Raw genomic sequence first — 17,057 nt, 5'->3', positions numbered from 1 at the left:
AAAACTTAATATTTACGAGGGAATAAGGGTTAGAGCCAGATTTTATTTACTTAACTTAACATTAACTCAGTATCTATCGATGGGGATTTTGACAATCAAGATTAATTTTTTCTAGAAGCAAGTGCCGATTCTATCGCTGTTGCCTGTGGAAAAGTCCGGGTAAACTGTGGAAAACTGGGGAGTGAGTGGGGAAATACCGGGGAATGTATGGGGGAAAACATCGGGGAAAAATAAGATTTGCAAATTTTAGTCAGCAGTGCTGCTCAAGACTACTTAGGGTTTGCGGCAAAAAGTTTTTCGTGGGGACAGGGTGTGGGGTGTGGGGTGTGGGGTGTGGGGTTTTACCGATTTTGAGGTAGTCAGTTACCTAATTTTCAGGGAAAAAGTCCAGGAATTTTACCCCCGATCACTCCAATGGTCAGCACTTTTTGAGGTCAAAAAAGTCTAAAAGCCTTATCTAACAAGGTTTTTAGATTTATTCAGCAAACCCTACTTAGGCGCTCTTTCCAGAGTACCTTTTCTAGCTTAATGCTGGCTGCTATGCTTTCACCACCAATACGGAACAGGTAGCTTCTGCCACCACGAGACTACTAACAGAATCTTCGATCACCCGTTGAACTCCCGTTAATCCCCGGCTGCCGATCACGATCAGATCAGCTTGATAGATATTAGCTAAACGAATAATTTCCTCCGCTGGATCGCCAAAGATGACCTCGATTTCACTAGGGGTAGCAATCTGGGATTGATAGCAGCGCAATTGATCTTCAATGATCTCACGGGAGGGGTGAGGGCGATCCACTGCCGATTCATCTCCCTCCTTACCAAGAATATGGGTGATGATGATGTAAGAATTTGCCGTTAGCGAGAGGGAATTCAAAGCATGAAGGACTCGATGGGATGATTCCCCACAATCTAAGGCAACAACGATATTTTTAAACATTTTGACTAAATCCTGCCACTAAATAAATTTTCAATTAAGATTCCGGAGCAAAAAATCTATAGACAATTTTATAGGTTATTGCGATCGGTTAAGATTTCGTAACCTGTGGCGGTTACTAAGACAGTATGCTCAAATTGAGCGGAGAGAGCATTATCCATCGTCACCACCGTCCAACGATCGCGCAAAGTTCTGGTATGTTTAGATCCCGCATTGACAATTGGTTCAATTGCCAGAGTCATCCCGGCGCGGAGTTTGACATTGGGTAACTGATTAGTGCGAAAATTAAATACCGAAGGTTCTTCGTGGAGATTTCTGCCGACTCCATGGCCGGTAAAATCTTCTACCACCTGGAAACCGTTAGCTTGAACGTGATCTTCGATCGCTGCTGCGATATCGAGCAGATAATTGCCCGCTTTTACCTGATTTATGCCTTTATATAAAGCTTCTTCCGCTACGCGGATTAATTTTGCGGCTTTGGGAGAGACGGAACCGATCGCGATCGTGATACAGGAATCCCCATGATAACCTTGGTAGTAGGCCCCCGTATCTACCTTTAACACAGAACCGGCTTTGAGGCGTTTTTTCGGGCTAGGGATACCGTGAACGACTTCGTTATCGACGGAGGCACAAATCGAGGCAGGAAAGCCATAATAACCTTTAAAACTGGGAGTAGCACCCATTGCGCGGATACGTTTTTCCGCATAGACATCCAGATCCGCCGTCGTCATCCCGGGTTGAGCGATCTCGGCGATTTCCTTAAGGACTGTGGCGGCAATTTTACCCGCTTGTCGCATAATAACGATTTCTGCGGCGGATTTGGTTTCGATTCCCCGGCGGCTTTTCTGTACTCGCGGTGAACCTACTTGCTCTGGGGTTTTAGTTTCGGGAAAAAGCAGCTTGGTTAGGATGTTCATGGAGATTTGGCTGTCGAGTCTTTACCTAACTTAGCATTTTCCCGGCGATCGATGACTGCTCTGGAGAAATCAAGGAGCATATAGAAAAAGAAAAGTCTCAAGGGGTGACAAGCAGATTGAAAGTGAAACAGGGTGTGGGGGTAAGGTGTAGGGAAAAACCTTGAGACTTTCCCCGAAATGAGGACGAGAGAATCAGGTTTAAGCTTAAGTAAGTTAATGAATTTGACGGCTGACAGCGAGGAGATTTTCCCCACACCCCACACCCCACACCCCACACCCAGCCTAGACTTCAACCTCGTTGTCACCCCTTCAGTAGAAAAGCTATAGTAGGAAAAAGGCTATTTTTCTGGCGAGGTGACAATTTATGGCAGTCAAAAAAGAGTTTTCCAGTTTTGAGGAACTGTTGCAAACCACTAATCTTCCCGTGTTAGTGGATTTCTATGCCACTTGGTGTGGTCCTTGTCAAATGATGGCTCCGATTCTAGAACAAACGGGAATGTATTTCAAAAATCGCCTACAAATTGTCAAAATTGATACAGACAAATATCCCAATTTAGCCACTAAGTACGGTATTCAAGCTTTACCGACTTTAGTAGTCTTTAAAAATGGTCAACCGATCGATCGAATTGAGGGAGTGGTGCAGGTTAACCAACTGGTTCAACATTTACAAACTCTGTTGTAAGATAATTTTGAAACAGAACTAGGAGTTAGTGTCATGGCAAAGGCGATTTGGAATGGTGCAGTGGTAGCGGAAAGCGATAACTGCGAAATTGTCGAGGGAAACTACTATTTTCCCCCCGATACCGTCAAAGCTGAATATTTCCAACCCAGTAACACCCATACCATTTGTTCTTGGAAAGGAGAGGCTAGTTACTATACTCTCAGGGTAGATGGACAAGACAATAAAGATGCCGCTTGGTATTATCCCGATCCTAAGCCAAAAGCCCAAAATATTAAAGGATATATCGCTTTTTGGCGAGGTGTGCAGGTTGAGAAATGATCGCCATCTACCCCGGCAGCTTCGATCCAGTTACACTCGGTCATTTAGATATTATCGAACGCAGTGTGCCACTATTCGAGCGAGTAATCGTGGCAGTTCTCTGCAATCCCCATAAAAACCCCCTGTTTAGCGTCGAACAACGCATAGAACAGATCAGCTACTGTACAAAACACCTGAAAAACGTTGAGATAGACAGTTTTTCAGGATTAACGGTTGAATATGCCAGATTGAAAGGTGCTAAGGTGCTGTTGCGGGGGTTGCGGGTTCTCTCAGACTTTGAAAAAGAACTGCAAATGGCACATACCAATAAAACTCTCTGGGAAGGAATCGAAACGGTTTTTTTGGCCACCACTAAAGAATATAGTTTTTTAAGTAGTAGCGTGGTTAAAGAAATCGCTCAATTCGGTGGCTCCGTCAGTCATCTAGTCCCGGAAAACGTTTCTAGGGATATTTACTCATACTACAGTTAACATACTAAAATACAGTAATGAGGACGATCTGAACCTATGGCGCGCCGAGAACCTAATGATCCCAGAAAAGCAGTACCTAACACTTCTAATAGTGGGGTTCCCAGTCCACCCGTCGATTTCGATATCTATCAGGATTTGGCGCGTCTGCAAGAGATGATTTTTGATAGTTTCCATATCCCCCTCACCCGTTGGACAATGATCGATGAGGGACAGATAGCTGAACAAATCGATCTTATCTATGAAACCGTGCCACCGGCAGTACAGAAAGCTTTAGCAATTTTGCAGGAAGAACAGGAAATTATCACTAAAGCAGAGGAATACGCTCAACAAGTCCTGCGTTCCGCTCAACAAAGAGCCGCCCAAATTCTCGACGAGTCCGGTATTATTCAACAAGCAGAACGGCAAGCGGCCCAAATTCGTCAACGGGTTCAACAGGAATGCGAATCCTTGCAACAACAAACCCTCGATGAAATCGAACAGATGCGTCACAGCACCTTGCAGGAAGTACAACAGTTACGACAAAAAACCCAAGCTGAATGTCATGAAATTCAAAAAGGCGCTGACGACTATGCTGAAGCGGTTTTAGAAGATCTCGATCGACAATTAGGGCAAATGTTACAAGTTATCCGCAACGGTCGTCAACAGGTAAGATCGAAACCAACATCTTCAAAAAATCTACCCGGAGAACGTCCTTAATCAGTTATCAGTTATCAGTTATCAGTTATCAGATGTAAGTTTTAAGTTAATTAGTTAGTTATCTTTATCCCTGATTACTCTTTACTATTTACCGATCGCTGAAAAGAACCAAACCTCCGATTCCTCACCGATAACTGATAACGGAATTTCATGAATAACTCCTCCTCGAATTCCCATCTATTCGGACGCTTTCTTAGCGGGTTATTTAGCTGGAAAATTTGGTTATTTCTCCAGATATTTCAAGGTAGTAAAAGCTTTTATCGATTCCTGTATCATTATTTATATCGTCGTCCTAAAATTGATCGCATTCTCGGTAGCGATGTTATCTATATCCCTGAGAAAAAACTTTATAGCATTCCCCTCGATGTGCTGAAAATGGAGCAGCAAATGGTTAATATTGATCGCCAGCAGTTGACTTCTGTTACCACGTGGAAAGTTAAAACAATTCATCCCACCATCACCGAAACTGAGATCCAATTCCACGATATTACCGTCGATTTACAACAGGTACACCTGATTAAATCAGATCTTAATAACTACGATTATATTAACACTCGCCGCTTGGCTCCTCTGGTGAAAACCTTGCTTTTTGAAATTAACCCCAAAATTGCCAGTTTAGTAGAAAAGAAAAATCAATTACATAGACTGCGAAATCTGGCCGCATCTTCCGAAATTTTTCATTCACAAACTCCATTGTATGATCGAGCAATTAATCAAGTCCAGCTAATTATCGATCAAGCGGAAACTTTGAGACAAGAATGTTTAAAATTTATCCGAGAAACCCTGATCGAACGGGAATTAGTGCAATGCGATATCGATAGCAATCTCGTTGATTGTAACCTCGATTTTGCCAGTCAATATCAACTAATTCAAGAAAAATATCAACTCTGGAAAGAAGAAGTACAAGCTTATTTTGAATTAAAAGATTCTTCTCTACTTAAAAATTAACTATCACCGTCAGTAATCAGTTATCAGGAGATTATTTTGATTTATTCTCCCCACTTCATAATTCATAATTCATCTACTTTTTCAGCAGGATTTAGTATTATGTCTAATTTAACGGTAATTCGTGAACATATTTTTGCTTGGGGAAAACGCACCTATATCATGGGTGTTTTGAACGTTACTCCCGATAGTTTTAGTGATGGGGGAGAATTTGACAATGTTGAAAATGCCCTGCTACAGGCGATGAAAATGATCGAGGCTGGGGCTGATATAATCGATATCGGTGGTCAATCCACCCGTCCGGGAGCGCAAGAAATTAGCCTAGAAGCAGAATTATCGCGAGTTATCCCCGTAATCACCGCTATTCGACAACAAAGTTCTATTCCTATCTCTCTCGATACCACTAGGGCGATTGTAGCAGCCCAAGGTATCGCCGCCGGGGCCGATTTGATCAATGATATTTCCGGGGGAACCTTCGATCGCCTATTATTGCCGACGGTGGCTAAATTGGCCGTTCCCATCATCCTCATGCACCTGCGGGGCAATCCGCAAACCATGCAATCTCTAACACATTATGATGATTTAGTCAAGGAAATTAAAGAATTTTTACAGAATCGTGTTAAGGAAGCTTTACAGTGGGGTATTGCTAGGGAAAATATTATCATCGATCCGGGGATTGGTTTCGCCAAAACTGGGACACAAAATCTTGAGTTATTGCGAGAATTAAAGCAATTTCGGGATTTAGATTTACCTATTTTGATTGGATTGTCGAGAAAACGCTTTATTGGCGAGATTACAGGCAAAGATGACCCAAAAGAACGAGTTTTCGGAACGGCGGCGGCCTGTGCTATAGCGATCGCTAAGGGGGCCAATATCCTGCGCGTCCATGATGTGGATGCGATCGTAGATGTGAGTAAAGTGGTGGACGCAATCGAGCGAAGTTGAAAATTTTTGCTAGTCTTAGAATCATCCACAGTTTGATCGAAATTAGCGATGAATAGCCAACTGACCAGCGATTATTGTATGTTACCCGTGATTCGATCTCCCCGGGACTATCAAGTTTTTCGCATTAGCGCTGGGGATACGAATCGTTTAGCGATCGTCTTTGATTCTACCGTAGCGGGGGATTCCTTGACCGTTTGTGTGGAAATTTTCGATCCCCACGGTCGCACCCCTACTCATCGTCATCATTTTGCCGTAGAAATGTTTTTTATCCTCAAAGGGGAGGGAATGGCTATCTGTGATGGTAAAGCGATTCCCCTGGGGCCGGGGGATAGTTTATTAGTCCGTCCCACGGGTATTCACGAGATTAGAAATGTGGGGGACGGAAGACTTTATGCACTATGTTTTATGGTTCCCAATGAGGATTTTTCGGAATTAATTCGTAATGGCATCCCAGAGGAGTTAGACGCAGAAGATTTAGAGGTGTTGATGGGAACTATTAAAGGATAATCAAGCAATATCATCCCTTAAATTTCGGGCTTTTTTTCAGGAAAAGAGCGATAAAAAAGGTAAAGGTTCCTCCCAGAAGGCCGAAGATTAGCCAATTTAATCTTGGATAGCCTTTATTGATAGCGATGACTGTAGCAATGGCACCGATGAGACAATGCCAGAAAAAAAGCAACAAGAATAAATCCAAGCTCGGGGAAACATCACCAATTAGTTTCATATTTTATCAGTAGAGCGAATAGAATTTTTCCAATGACCGAATCCCTGACCCGATTTTATGTTTATTCACATCTATAAGTATTTCTCTTATTTTTTTGTCCAAGGCCATTTTGTTCCCATCTCGGTTAAAGCTGAAAAAACTAGATAGAGAATGAGAAGGGTAACACCAAAGAGAAAAGTCAATAAGTCGTTATTCATCGAGTTATCACTGATAGGTTAAAGGTCACTGATTCGCTACCATCCATTTGTTCACTACTTAGCAACTGCTGTTTTTATAGACTTTTGAAACAGGTGTGATTATTGTTGCTGTTGTGCCAAATAGTTAAGCACTGTGTCCAGAGTTAAGTCTAATCGTTCCGAGATTTGTTGTGGGGTTAAACCGAGGTCTTGCAGGAGAGAAATTGTTTTCAATTTTTGCAAGTTTATTCCCTGTTCAATTCCCTGTTCAATTCCCTGTTCAATTCCCTGTTCAATTCCCTGTTCAATTCCCTGTTCAATTCCATCTCCAAAAGCTTCTTGATAGAAACGAGTTTGTTTTAGATCTTGTAGTTCCAACATAGCTTCAATTTCCTCTCGACTTTTTTGGGGTAACTTATAAATGATGATCGTTTCGATTAAATCAATGACATTTTTCTGCACTAAGCGATCGCTGACTTCTCTTTGAGCCTGTTTAATTAAAATCTTAGCAGAATTAACGGCTTGACTCTCACTTTCCGTAACCAATTTGATCAGAGCGATCGCTAAGGAAGGAGTCTCGTCATTTGGCAATTCATCCAGATAGATTCTTTTAATCCTGTCCAAGGATAACAAATCTGCAAATTGCTGGGGATGTTCTCGCTCAATTTCTCGACTAGGATAAATAACAACTATCTGCCAGGGTGACAAAGGTTTATACTGTCTAAGATATAAGAAAAGTTCCGAAAATAATCGATAATATAGGTCTTCATCCTTTTGAAACTGCACTTCTACCAGATAAAAAGGCAAATTTTCCAGATTATCGAGCGGCAAAAATAAACCATCTAATCGGAAAGCTAGTTGTTTGACTTCTTGGGAAGTAAATCGATAATTGCTAACCCTAGCATCGGGTTGAGCGATTAATTCAAAGAACGAATCGGGAAAATCGAGAAACATTCGATAGAATATGCTGTCAGTTTTCATACTGCCACAAAATTGCCTGTAATTTCAGCTTAATCCGCCTATGATCATCCCATCATTTCTGCAACCCGGTGCTAAAGTTTCTCTGGTGGCCACCAGTGGAGCCGTCAAGGAATTAGCCGCCCTCGAAAAAGGCGTAGAAATCTGGCGATCAAGGGGTTATCAAGTGGAATTTAGCGAGAATTGGTCTAATCGTCTCGGTTATCTCGCCGGTAGCGACGAGCAACGTCGTCAAGCTTTAGCCCAAACATGGCAAGATGACGATTGTCAAGCAATTCTCTGCGCTAGGGGAGGTTACGGTAGCGCTCGCCTCTTGGAAAATTGGACATGGGCAAAAACTAACCCGAAATGGTTAATCGGTTTTTCCGACGTGACGGGGATTTTATGGAGTTTAGCGAAACAGGGCATTTGTAGCGTTCACGGGCCAGTTTTAACCACCTTAGCCCAAGAAAGTCCCCAATCAATCGATCGCCTCTTTTCTCTTCTGGAAGGTCGTCCTTTAGCCCCTCTTATCGGTCAAGGTTGGGGTGGGGGCAAAGTGCGGGGACGCTTATTACCAGCCAATCTAACCGTAGCCACCCATCTCCTCGGAACCTCGGTTCAACCCACCCTAGAGGGGGTAATTTTAGCCCTAGAGGACGTAACCGAGGCCCCCTACCGGATCGATCGAATGTTAACTCAGTGGCGAATGCTGGGCATTTTCTCCCAAATTAAAGCCATTGCTCTCGGTCGTTTTAGCCGTTGTCTGGCAGCTCCCGGTAGTGATAGTCAAACCGTGGAGGAAGTCTTAAAAGAGCGTTTGGGCGATTTAGGCATTGCGGTTATTGCTGAGTTACCTTTCGGTCATGATGGCGATAATGCCGCTTTACCTGTGGGAACAATGGTAGAACTGGACGGGGATCGGGGAATCTTAGAATTTTTCTATCCCTAAATGATCCACTTTTTTGATACTATCTTAGAGAAGTGTTAACAAATGTAACAAAAAATTAATTATAGATGAAAGTATTAGTTGTCGGTGCGACGGGAACCCTAGGGCGACAGATCGTGCGTCATGCCATCGATCAGGGACATCAAGTGCGTTGTTTGGTACGCAGTCAGAGAAAAGCGGCTTTTTTGAAGGAATGGGGCGCGGAATTAGTCGGGGGAACCCTGCGGGATAAAAATACCATTATTGCTGCTTTAGAGGGAATGGACGCGGTGATCGATGCCGCTACAGCCCGGGCGACGGACTCAGCCAGCATTAAACAGGTGGATTGGGATGGTAAAGTTAATCTGATTCAAGCGGCTAAAACCGCCGGAGTTGATCGCTTTATTTTCTTTTCGATCCTCAATGCCGAAAGATATTCCAACGTGCCTTTAATGGAGATAAAACGCTGTACCGAGAAATTTCTAGCAGAATCGGGTTTAAAATATACAATTCTGCGTCCCTGTGGCTTTATGCAGGGTTTAATCGGTCAATACGCCATCCCGATGTTAGATAATCAAACCGTCTGGATCACGGGGGAAAGTACAGCGATCGCCTACATGGACACCCAAGATATCGCTAAATTCGCCGTTCGCGCTTTAGAAGTCCCCGAAACCGTCGGTCAGTCCTATCCCGTGGTCGGCAGCAAAGCTTGGAAAGCTGAAGAAATTATCGAAGTTTGCGAACGCTTATCGGGTAAAGAGGGGAAAATTTGGCGTTTACCCATGGGATTACTGCGTTTTATGCGAGGAATAAGCCGTTGTTTCCAATGGACCTATAATATATCTGACCGACTAGCTTTTGCGGAAGTTCTCGCTAGTGATCAAGCCCTTGATGCCCCCATGGCAGAAGTTTATCAAGTATTTGGCCTTGATCCGAGTCAAACAACTACTTTAGAATCCTATTTACAAGAATACTTTAGCCGCATTCTCAAGAAGCTCAAGGAAATCGACTTCGAGAAACAAAAAGCTCAGAAGAAGAAGAAAACTCCTTTCAAAAAGAAAGCGTGATTCAGCAGTAGGAAAATTTGTCAATGCCCAAAATCGGCATTATTTACAACGATATTAAGCCTATCGCTTGTAAAACAGCCAATCAGATACAAGATCAGCTACTTTCCCTAGGTTGCCAGGTGTTTATGGCTACCGGCAGCGGTGGTCTGCTAGGCCATTCTAAACCCTCTCGTCCGGTTTGTTTTACCCCGATCGATCAGTTAGTCCCCCCCCACTTCGAGCAAGATTTAAGTTTTGCGATCGTGCTGGGGGGCGATGGTACAGTCCTATCGGCAGCCCGGCAGTTGGCCACCCTTAATTTGCCCCTGTTAACGGTCAATACGGGACACATGGGCTTTTTGACCGAAATTTACCTAAATCAGCTTGAACCCGCCTTAGAGCAGGTTCTAGAGGGGAAATACACCATCGAAAATCGCTCGATGATCACGGTGCGACTGTTTCGCGAAGATACCCTCCTCTGGGAGGCACTTTCTCTCAATGAGGTGGTCGTCCACCGGGAACCCCTCACCAGTATGTGTCATTTTGAGATTCAAATTGGTGAACACGCACCTGTCGATATCGCTGCCGATGGGGTTATTCTCTCCACTCCTACTGGTTCTACTGCCTATGCTCTCAGCGCCGGTGGCCCGGTAATAACTCCCGATGTGCCGGTATTACAATTAGCTCCCATTTGTCCCCATTCTTTAGCTTCGAGATCCTTGGTATTTTCTGACAAGGAAACTGTAAATATTTTCCCAGCAACTGCTAATCGGATGGTGATGGTAGTGGACGGTAATGGCGGTTCTTATATCTTGCCAGAAGATCGAATTAATGTGCAGAAATCGCCCCACCAAGTCCATTTTATTCGTCTGCAATCGACGGAATTCTTCCGCATCCTTCGGGAAAAATTGGGTTGGGGTTTGCCTCATATTGCTAAACCAACTTCGGTGGAATTACCTTAATCAGTTATCAGTTATCAGTTATCAGATGCGAGCTTTCAGTTCATTGATTGCTAGTTACTGTTTACTGATAGCTGAATTTATGCTCTCTTTTCGTGCCAAGATAGCTTTTTATTTAGAGGATGTCACCACGGCGATCGGACTGACGGTAAATCTGCTTATCCTAGCATTAATTTTACTCTCGTTGGGGATTTATGTGGCTCAAACCTATCCCTTATCCGCCACTTGGCAAATGTGGTTACGTCAGCTTGATTGGGGAATTTTAAGCTTATTTTCCCTAGAGTATTTAATTCGGTTTTGGTGTGCGGAATCAAAACTAGGCTTTGTTTTTAACATTTTTTCCATCCTAGATTTATTATCAATCCTGCCTCTATTTTTTGGTTTTTTTGATATTAGGTTTTTTAGAATTTTTCGCTGGTTTAGAATTTTGCGAGTGATTCGTTTTTTTGGTTCCGATCTTTCTATTTTTCAAATTAAAACTTCCGATCAGATAGTATTTACTCGCATATTACTAACTCTATTTTCGATTATTTTTGTTTATGCGGGTTTAATTTATCAGATCGAACACCCGATTAATCCTCAAGTCTATCGGACATTTTTTGATGCTTTTTACTTCGCCGTTGTGACTATGACTACCGTGGGATTTGGGGATGTGACTCCCCTTTCTGATGGGGGCAAAATGGTGACAGTTTTAATGATTTTAACGGGAGTTTTGTTAATTCCCTTGCAAATTAGCACTCTGACTAAACAAATATTAAAATCTGGCACTCAAATTGATTATCCTTGTCCAGATTGTGGTTTACCCCGTCACGATATAGATGCCAACTTTTGTAAAAACTGTGGCGCAAAACTCTTAAAAAAACCTGATTGAGACTAATTCTGGCGAAATGGGTAGATGGGGAAGTGGGGAAATGGGGAAATGGGGAAGTGGGGAAGTGGGGAAATGGGGATAATAAAAAAAAGTAATCTCCTGTCTCCTGACTCCTAACGACCGACGACCGACGGAATCATGACAATTTACAATTGCTTAATAATTGTTGCCGCTGCCGTGATAATATGTCTTGTGGCTTACCTGAGCGTCATAGCTGGGAAAGCAATCCAGATATTGAGATTAGTCTATCGCTGATTTAGGTGTACCTTGTCTGACCCATCGATCGAATCTCCCCCAACCCCAGAAACAAACCCGCCGTCAGATCCGATGCGGGAATACTATCAACTACAAAACACCTTATTGATCACCACCCTGATCTTAAGCGGTCTGATCTTTATACCCGTGTGGCTGTTTTATTCCCTCAATACCGCCCTTAATTACCTATTAGGGGCAATGGTGGGAGTTGTTTACCTAAAACTCCTGGCCGGGGAAGTGGAAAAATTGGGGGTAACGAAAAATCGCGTGGGAAAAAAAGGATTAGCCCTATTCGCCGGATTAATCATCATCGCCAGTCGTTGGCAAGAACTGCACATAGTGCCAGTTTTTTTGGGGTTTTTGACCTATAAAGGGGCGATCATCGTCTATACCCTGCAAACCATCTTCAAGCTGGAGCAGAAAGGCGATTCCTAAACCCTTTGACCGTTAAAAATAACCCTGATTTGCGAACCCGAATCTCCCCAAGGTAGAAATGTTAGACAGTTTAAGTGTGCTTAATTTTTATAGCCTCGCTTCCCTGGAAGTGGGACAACACTGGTACTGGCACATCGGCGGACTAAAAATTCACGGGCAAGTGATCGCGGTCTCCTGGATCGTCTTCGCTATCTTAATCATCGCCTCGATCGCCGCTACCCGCAAAATCCAGAAAGTCCCTAGCGGTATTCAAAACCTCATGGAGTACGTTCTCGAATTTCTGCGCGATTTAGCCAAAAACCAGCTAGGAGAAAAGGAATATCGACCCTGGTTGCCCTTCATCGGCACCCTATTTTTATTTATTTTCGTTTCTAACTGGTTAGGGGCCTTGATTCCTTGGAAGTTAATCGAACTGCCCGAAGGGGAATTAGCCGCCCCCACTAACGACATCAATACCACGGTGGCGTTAGCCCTACTGACTTCCCTCGCTTACTTCTACGCAGGCATCAGTAAAAAAGGACTCGGTTACTTCGCTCACTACCTAGAGCCGATTCCCGTGCTATTACCGATCAAAATTTTAGAAGACTTTACCAAACCCCTCTCCCTCAGCTTCCGTCTTTTCGGAAACATCCTCGCGGATGAGTTGGTAGTAGCAGTATTAGTCTTCCTTGTCCCCCTAGTCGTACCCCTACCCCTGATGGCTCTCGGTTTATTTACCAGCGCTATTCAGGCCCTTGTCTTCGCCACCCTTGCCGGGGCCTATATCCATGAGGCACTGGAATCGGAACACGAAGAAGAACACGCTTAAAAGCGAGAGACGAAAACAGAAAAATTTCTTAGGGAAAAGTGTCCAAATAATAGGATAATAACTAAGAAATTATTGGTCGAATTCAGGATGAGCAACTGAATTCCAGGATCGTTCTTTCCCAAAAACTCTTTCGGGAGTTTTGAGCAGAAAACCAGCCATTTTTTACGGCTGAGAACGCGCTCTGTAAACAACAGATTGAAATTGATTAGTAAATAGAGGAAAAAATCACCATGAACCCCACAGTAGCTGCCGCTTCCGTTATCGCCGCCGCCCTCGCCGTTGGTTTAGCCGCTATCGGCCCCGGTGTTGGTCAAGGTACTGCTTCTGGAGAAGCTGTTTCCGGTATCGCCCGTCAACCCGAAGCTGAAGGAAGAATTCGTGGTACCCTTCTCCTCAGCTTGGCATTCATGGAATCCTTAACCATCTACGGTTTGGTTATCGCTCTCGTTTTACTGTTCGCTAATCCCTTCGCCTAATTAAAAAAGCAGTGGGCTATCAGCCCCCAGTCCCCAGCTTGGCAGCAGAGTTTTAAAAACTCTCAAAAAACGCCAAAGCAGCCCACTAAAAAATCTGGTTTTTGGGACGGAAGGCTGATAGCTAATTAAGGGAATTTTAGTGATTCCCCCTGACTGTTTATTCTTAAAGCAGGGGGATCATCTTCCTTTTTTGAACCTGTCTATAGCTTCTATTTATCAGGAATAAATCAATGTTTGATTTCGATGCCACCCTGCCAGTGATGGCACTACAGTTTATTCTTTTGGCAGTGATCCTGAACGCCGTTTTTTATAAACCCCTCAGTAAAGTTTTAGATGAACGGGCGGAGTATATTCGGCAAACGGAAGGCGGAGCCAAAGAACAACTAGCCAAAACCGAAGCGCTGGTACAAGAGTACGAATTGCAATTAACTTCGGCTCGTAAACAATCCCAAGAGATTATCGCCCAAGCGCAAGCTGAGGCCCAAAAACTAGCCAGCGAACGAGTTGCCGCAGCCCAAAAAGAAGCGATCGCCCGTAAAGAAGCCGTCGCCGCCGAAATTGCCCAACAGAAAGAAGAAGCCTTTCGTTCTCTAGAAGGACAAGTGGCCTCTCTTTCCCGTCAAATTCTCGAAAAACTCCTCGGCCCCGAACTCGTTCGCTAAACCCCAGCCCTTGGTTAATAAAAGTGATCAGTAAAAAGATAGAAGTCAGTCGTCAGGAGTTAGAAGACTGATAACTTACCTCTGATAACTGATAACTGAATAACCTACTCCCCGCCCTCAATAACCATGATCATCGACACAGTTTTATTATTAGCCACGGAGGCGAAGGAAGCGGCAGCAGAAGGATTCGGCATCAACACCGATATCCTAGGAACTAACCTATTTAACCTCTCGATTCTGCTCGGTTTAGTCATCTTCTACGGCCGCAAAGTTCTCGGACAAATCCTCGGAGAACGTCAGTCGAAGATTGCTGAAGCTTTAGCCGAAGCTGAAGACCGGAAAAATATTGCCGCTACCGCCCTCGCCGAAGAACAGAAAAAACTCGCCCTAGCAAAACAAGAGGCGGAAAAAATTATCAATAATGCTCGATCTAGAGCTAAAACTGTCACCGCCGACATCGCCGCCCAAGCCGAACTCGATATTCAAAGAATGCGCGAAAGTGCCGCTAAAGATCTCTCGGCAGAACAGGATCGCGTTTTAGTAGAATTACGCCAAAGAATTACCGCTTTAGCCTTAGCTAACGTGGAATCCCAATTAAGCGCCGGCCTGGAAGAATCGGTACAACAAACCCTAATTGATCGCAGTTTGGCCAACCTAGGAGGTAAATAGATGCAGGGAAGTTTAATCAGTTCAGAAATAGCCGAACCCTACGCCCAAGCATTACTTTCCGTCGCCCAAAGCAGCGGACAATTAGAAGCGATCGGCGGCGAAATAAAATCCCTCTTAGAATTGTTGGAAAATGCTCCCGATCTAAGAGCTTTTATCGGCAATCCCGTCATCAAAGAAGAAGCTAAAAAAGCCGTTCTTTCCCAAGTAATGGGGACCAATGCCAATCCCTATTTAACTAACTTCATGATGTTATTAGTCGATAAACGTCGGATTCAATTTTTAGAACCCGTTTGTCAACAATATCTCACCCTGGCTAGAGTGCTGACTAACACCGTTTTAGCGGAAGTTTCCTCGGCCACCGAATTGAACGATAGCCAAAAACAAATCGTCATCGACAAAGTGAAAACCCTGACCGGGGCGAACGTGGTCGAACTGAAAACCAAAGTTGATGGCAGCCTAATCGGTGGTGTGGTGATCAAAGTCGGTTCTCAGGTCTTTGATGCCAGCATTCGCGGTCAACTACAACGCCTCAGCCTCTCCCTGCGCTAAGGTCATCTAATCTCTCTTTTTTGCCGTTTTTTCACCTTCTTAATTTTTTACTTTTTCCCAGATTAAACTATGGTAGCTATCAGACCCGACGAAATTAGCACGATTATTCGTCAACAGATCGAATCCTATAACCAAGAAGTACAGGTCTCCAACGTGGGAACCGTCCTGCAAGTGGGTGACGGTACTGCCCGCATCTACGGCCTACAACAAGCCATGTCGGGAGAACTATTAGAATTTGAAGATGGAACCGTCGGCATCGCCCTTAACCTCGAAGAAGATAACGTCGGTGCAGTGTTAATGGGTGACGGTTTCGGGATTAAAGAAGGCGGTACGGTGAAAGCTACCGGTAAAATCGCTCAGGTTCCCGTGGGTGACGCCTTAGTCGGCCGCGTGGTTGATGCCCTCGGTCGTCCCATCGACGGGAAAGGGGACATCCTCGCCAGCGAAACCCGTCTGGTGGAATCCCCCGCCCCCGGTATTGTCGCTCGCAAATCCGTCTGTGAACCGATGCAAACCGGCATCACCGCTATCGATGCCATGATTCCCGTCGGTCGTGGCCAACGGGAGTTAATTATCGGTGACAGAAAAACTGGTAAAACAGCGATCGCCATTGACACGATCATTAACCAGAAAAGCGAAGACGTGATCTGTGTCTATGTCGCCATCGGTCAAAAAGCCTCCACCGTCGCCCAAGTAATCGACACCCTCACCCAAAGAGGCGCCATGGATTACACCGTGGTGGTGGCCGCTAACGCTAACGACCCCGCCACCCTCCAGTATATCGCCCCCTACACCGGAGCTTCGATCGCCGAATACTTCATGTATAAAGGCAAAGCGACCCTAGTTATCTATGATGACCTCACCAAACAGGCTCAAGCTTATCGTCAGCTATCCCTGCTCATGCGTCGTCCTCCCGGTCGGGAAGCTTACCCCGGCGACGTTTTCTATCTCCACTCCCGTTTACTAGAACGTGCCGCTAAACTCAGCGATGCCCTCGGTGGTGGCAGCATGACCGCCCTGCCGATTATCGAAACCCAAGCCGGTGACGTTTCTGCCTACATTCCCACCAATGTAATTTCGATTACTGACGGTCAGATCTTCCTCTCCACCGACCTCTTTAACGCTGGTTTCCGTCCCGCGATTAACGCTGGTATTTCCGTATCCCGCGTCGGTTCGGCGGCCCAAACGAAAGCAATGAAGAAAGTTGCTGGTAAATTAAAACTCGAATTAGCCCAGTTTGACGAATTAGAAGCTTTTGCTCAATTCGCTTCTGACCTTGATGCGGCCACCCAAGCACAACTCGCTCGCGGTCAACGTCTGCGTCAAATCCTCAAACAGCCCCAAAACTTCCCCCTCTCCGTTTGGGAACAGGTCGCGGTGGTTTATGCCGGTTTAAACGGTTATCTCGACGATATCGCCACCGATAAAGTTATCGATTTCTGCACCGGTTTACGGGAATACCTGAAAACCAGCAAACCTCGCTACGTTGAGATCGTCAGCACTGAAAAACAACTCAACGACGAAGCAGAAGGCCTGCTCAAAGATGGCATCAACGAGTACAAACAGGCTTTCAAGTAAACTTCTGTGAGCTTTAAGCTGTCAGCCTTTTCAGTTATCAGTGACCAGTAAACA

The 17,057-nt window shown here is 44.6% G+C and carries 22 protein-coding genes; 18 read left to right on the top strand and 4 right to left on the bottom strand.

Features of this window, described 5'->3' with window-relative positions:
• Window positions 1-538 precede the first annotated feature (538 nt).
• The gene (locus tag H6G40_RS00680) at window positions 539-940 is read right to left on the bottom strand and encodes a universal stress protein (protein ID WP_069474818.1); all 402 of its coding nucleotides are present in this window, start codon (window positions 938-940) and stop codon (window positions 539-541) included.
• Between the two features lie 68 nt (window positions 941-1,008).
• On the bottom strand, window positions 1,009-1,854 hold the full coding sequence (gene map, locus H6G40_RS00675; protein WP_123230999.1) for a type I methionyl aminopeptidase: 846 nt from the start codon (window positions 1,852-1,854) through the stop codon (window positions 1,009-1,011).
• A 364-nt stretch (window positions 1,855-2,218) separates the two neighbouring features.
• On the opposite strand from map, the gene trxA reads away from it, so the two are divergent.
• The 7 genes from trxA (at window position 2,219) to H6G40_RS00640 (ending at window position 6,417) form a co-directional block, all read left to right on the top strand.
• A complete protein-coding gene (gene trxA, locus H6G40_RS00670; RefSeq protein WP_002739627.1) occupies window positions 2,219-2,536 on the top strand; it encodes a thioredoxin in 318 nt (105 codons plus the stop codon).
• A gap of 33 nt (window positions 2,537-2,569) precedes the next feature.
• On the top strand, window positions 2,570-2,854 hold the full coding sequence (locus H6G40_RS00665) for a DUF427 domain-containing protein (protein WP_002739527.1): 285 nt from the start codon (window positions 2,570-2,572) through the stop codon (window positions 2,852-2,854).
• Window positions 2,851-3,324 carry a pantetheine-phosphate adenylyltransferase gene (coaD, locus tag H6G40_RS00660; RefSeq protein ID WP_002739695.1) on the top strand — a complete coding sequence of 158 codons (474 nt, stop codon included), beginning with the start codon at window positions 2,851-2,853 and terminating at the stop codon, window positions 3,322-3,324. The genes H6G40_RS00665 and coaD overlap by 4 nt, the downstream gene beginning before the upstream one ends.
• A 36-nt stretch (window positions 3,325-3,360) precedes the next feature.
• On the top strand, window positions 3,361-4,020 hold the full coding sequence (locus H6G40_RS00655; RefSeq protein WP_002739760.1) for an ATP synthase subunit B family protein: 660 nt from the start codon (window positions 3,361-3,363) through the stop codon (window positions 4,018-4,020).
• Between the two features lie 150 nt (window positions 4,021-4,170).
• Window positions 4,171-4,968 (top strand): hypothetical protein, encoded by a 798-nt coding sequence (locus H6G40_RS00650; protein WP_002793197.1) that lies wholly within the window; start codon window positions 4,171-4,173, stop codon window positions 4,966-4,968.
• A gap of 99 nt (window positions 4,969-5,067) precedes the next feature.
• Window positions 5,068-5,910, top strand: a complete 843-nt coding sequence (gene folP, locus H6G40_RS00645; RefSeq protein WP_002739568.1) for a dihydropteroate synthase — start codon at window positions 5,068-5,070, stop codon at window positions 5,908-5,910.
• Window positions 5,911-5,958: 48 nt separating this feature from the next.
• Complete coding sequence (locus H6G40_RS00640; protein ID WP_002739902.1) at window positions 5,959-6,417, top strand: cupin domain-containing protein; 459 nt, start codon at window positions 5,959-5,961, stop codon at window positions 6,415-6,417.
• A 10-nt stretch (window positions 6,418-6,427) separates the two neighbouring features.
• On the opposite strand, the gene H6G40_RS00635 is transcribed toward H6G40_RS00640, so the two are convergent.
• Together H6G40_RS00635 and H6G40_RS00630 are read right to left on the bottom strand one after the other, a co-directional pair.
• Window positions 6,428-6,634 (bottom strand): hypothetical protein, encoded by a 207-nt coding sequence (locus tag H6G40_RS00635; protein ID WP_043997365.1) that lies wholly within the window; start codon window positions 6,632-6,634, stop codon window positions 6,428-6,430.
• Window positions 6,635-6,930: 296 nt separating this feature from the next.
• Window positions 6,931-7,791 (bottom strand): Rpn family recombination-promoting nuclease/putative transposase, encoded by an 861-nt coding sequence (locus H6G40_RS00630; protein WP_190537122.1) that lies wholly within the window; start codon window positions 7,789-7,791, stop codon window positions 6,931-6,933.
• A gap of 40 nt (window positions 7,792-7,831) precedes the next feature.
• Between H6G40_RS00630 and H6G40_RS00625 the strand changes: the two genes are divergently transcribed.
• From H6G40_RS00625 to atpA, 11 genes are all read left to right on the top strand, one after another.
• Entirely contained in the window at window positions 7,832-8,719 is an 888-nt protein-coding gene (locus tag H6G40_RS00625; protein ID WP_002739736.1) for a S66 peptidase family protein, read from the top strand.
• 65 nt (window positions 8,720-8,784) lie between these two features.
• Window positions 8,785-9,762 (top strand): SDR family oxidoreductase, encoded by a 978-nt coding sequence (locus H6G40_RS00620; protein WP_002739521.1) that lies wholly within the window; start codon window positions 8,785-8,787, stop codon window positions 9,760-9,762.
• Window positions 9,763-9,785: 23 nt separating this feature from the next.
• Complete coding sequence (locus H6G40_RS00615) at window positions 9,786-10,703, top strand: NAD(+) kinase (protein WP_002740094.1); 918 nt, start codon at window positions 9,786-9,788, stop codon at window positions 10,701-10,703.
• A 79-nt stretch (window positions 10,704-10,782) separates the two neighbouring features.
• Window positions 10,783-11,571, top strand: a complete 789-nt coding sequence (locus H6G40_RS00610; RefSeq protein ID WP_002740271.1) for an ion transporter — start codon at window positions 10,783-10,785, stop codon at window positions 11,569-11,571.
• A 327-nt stretch (window positions 11,572-11,898) separates the two neighbouring features.
• On the top strand, window positions 11,899-12,261 hold the full coding sequence (locus tag H6G40_RS00605; protein WP_002784830.1) for an ATP synthase I: 363 nt from the start codon (window positions 11,899-11,901) through the stop codon (window positions 12,259-12,261).
• Between the two features lie 58 nt (window positions 12,262-12,319).
• Window positions 12,320-13,069: a F0F1 ATP synthase subunit A gene (atpB, locus tag H6G40_RS00600; protein WP_002739857.1), complete on the top strand. Its 750-nt coding sequence runs from the start codon at window positions 12,320-12,322 to the stop codon at window positions 13,067-13,069.
• A 230-nt stretch (window positions 13,070-13,299) separates the two neighbouring features.
• Window positions 13,300-13,545, top strand: coding sequence for an ATP synthase F0 subunit C (gene atpE / locus H6G40_RS00595; protein ID WP_002740068.1), 246 nt, complete (start codon window positions 13,300-13,302; stop codon window positions 13,543-13,545).
• Window positions 13,546-13,775: 230 nt separating this feature from the next.
• Complete coding sequence (locus H6G40_RS00590; RefSeq protein WP_002740070.1) at window positions 13,776-14,207, top strand: F0F1 ATP synthase subunit B'; 432 nt, start codon at window positions 13,776-13,778, stop codon at window positions 14,205-14,207.
• Window positions 14,208-14,333: 126 nt separating this feature from the next.
• A complete protein-coding gene (locus tag H6G40_RS00585; protein WP_002740013.1) occupies window positions 14,334-14,876 on the top strand; it encodes a F0F1 ATP synthase subunit B in 543 nt (180 codons plus the stop codon).
• Window positions 14,877-15,425 (top strand): ATP synthase F1 subunit delta, encoded by a 549-nt coding sequence (gene atpH / locus H6G40_RS00580; RefSeq protein WP_002739761.1) that lies wholly within the window; start codon window positions 14,877-14,879, stop codon window positions 15,423-15,425. It begins immediately after the preceding gene.
• Window positions 15,426-15,494: 69 nt separating this feature from the next.
• Window positions 15,495-17,003, top strand: coding sequence for a F0F1 ATP synthase subunit alpha (gene atpA / locus H6G40_RS00575; RefSeq protein WP_002776476.1), 1,509 nt, complete (start codon window positions 15,495-15,497; stop codon window positions 17,001-17,003).
• Window positions 17,004-17,057 lie beyond the last annotated feature (54 nt).

This window comes from Microcystis viridis FACHB-1342, from assembly GCF_014698335.1.
Classification (GTDB): Bacteria; Cyanobacteriota; Cyanobacteriia; order Cyanobacteriales; family Microcystaceae; genus Microcystis; species Microcystis ichthyoblabe_A.
Note: the sequence above shows the minus strand (reverse complement) of the source record. Positions and strands in the feature narration are given on the sequence as shown.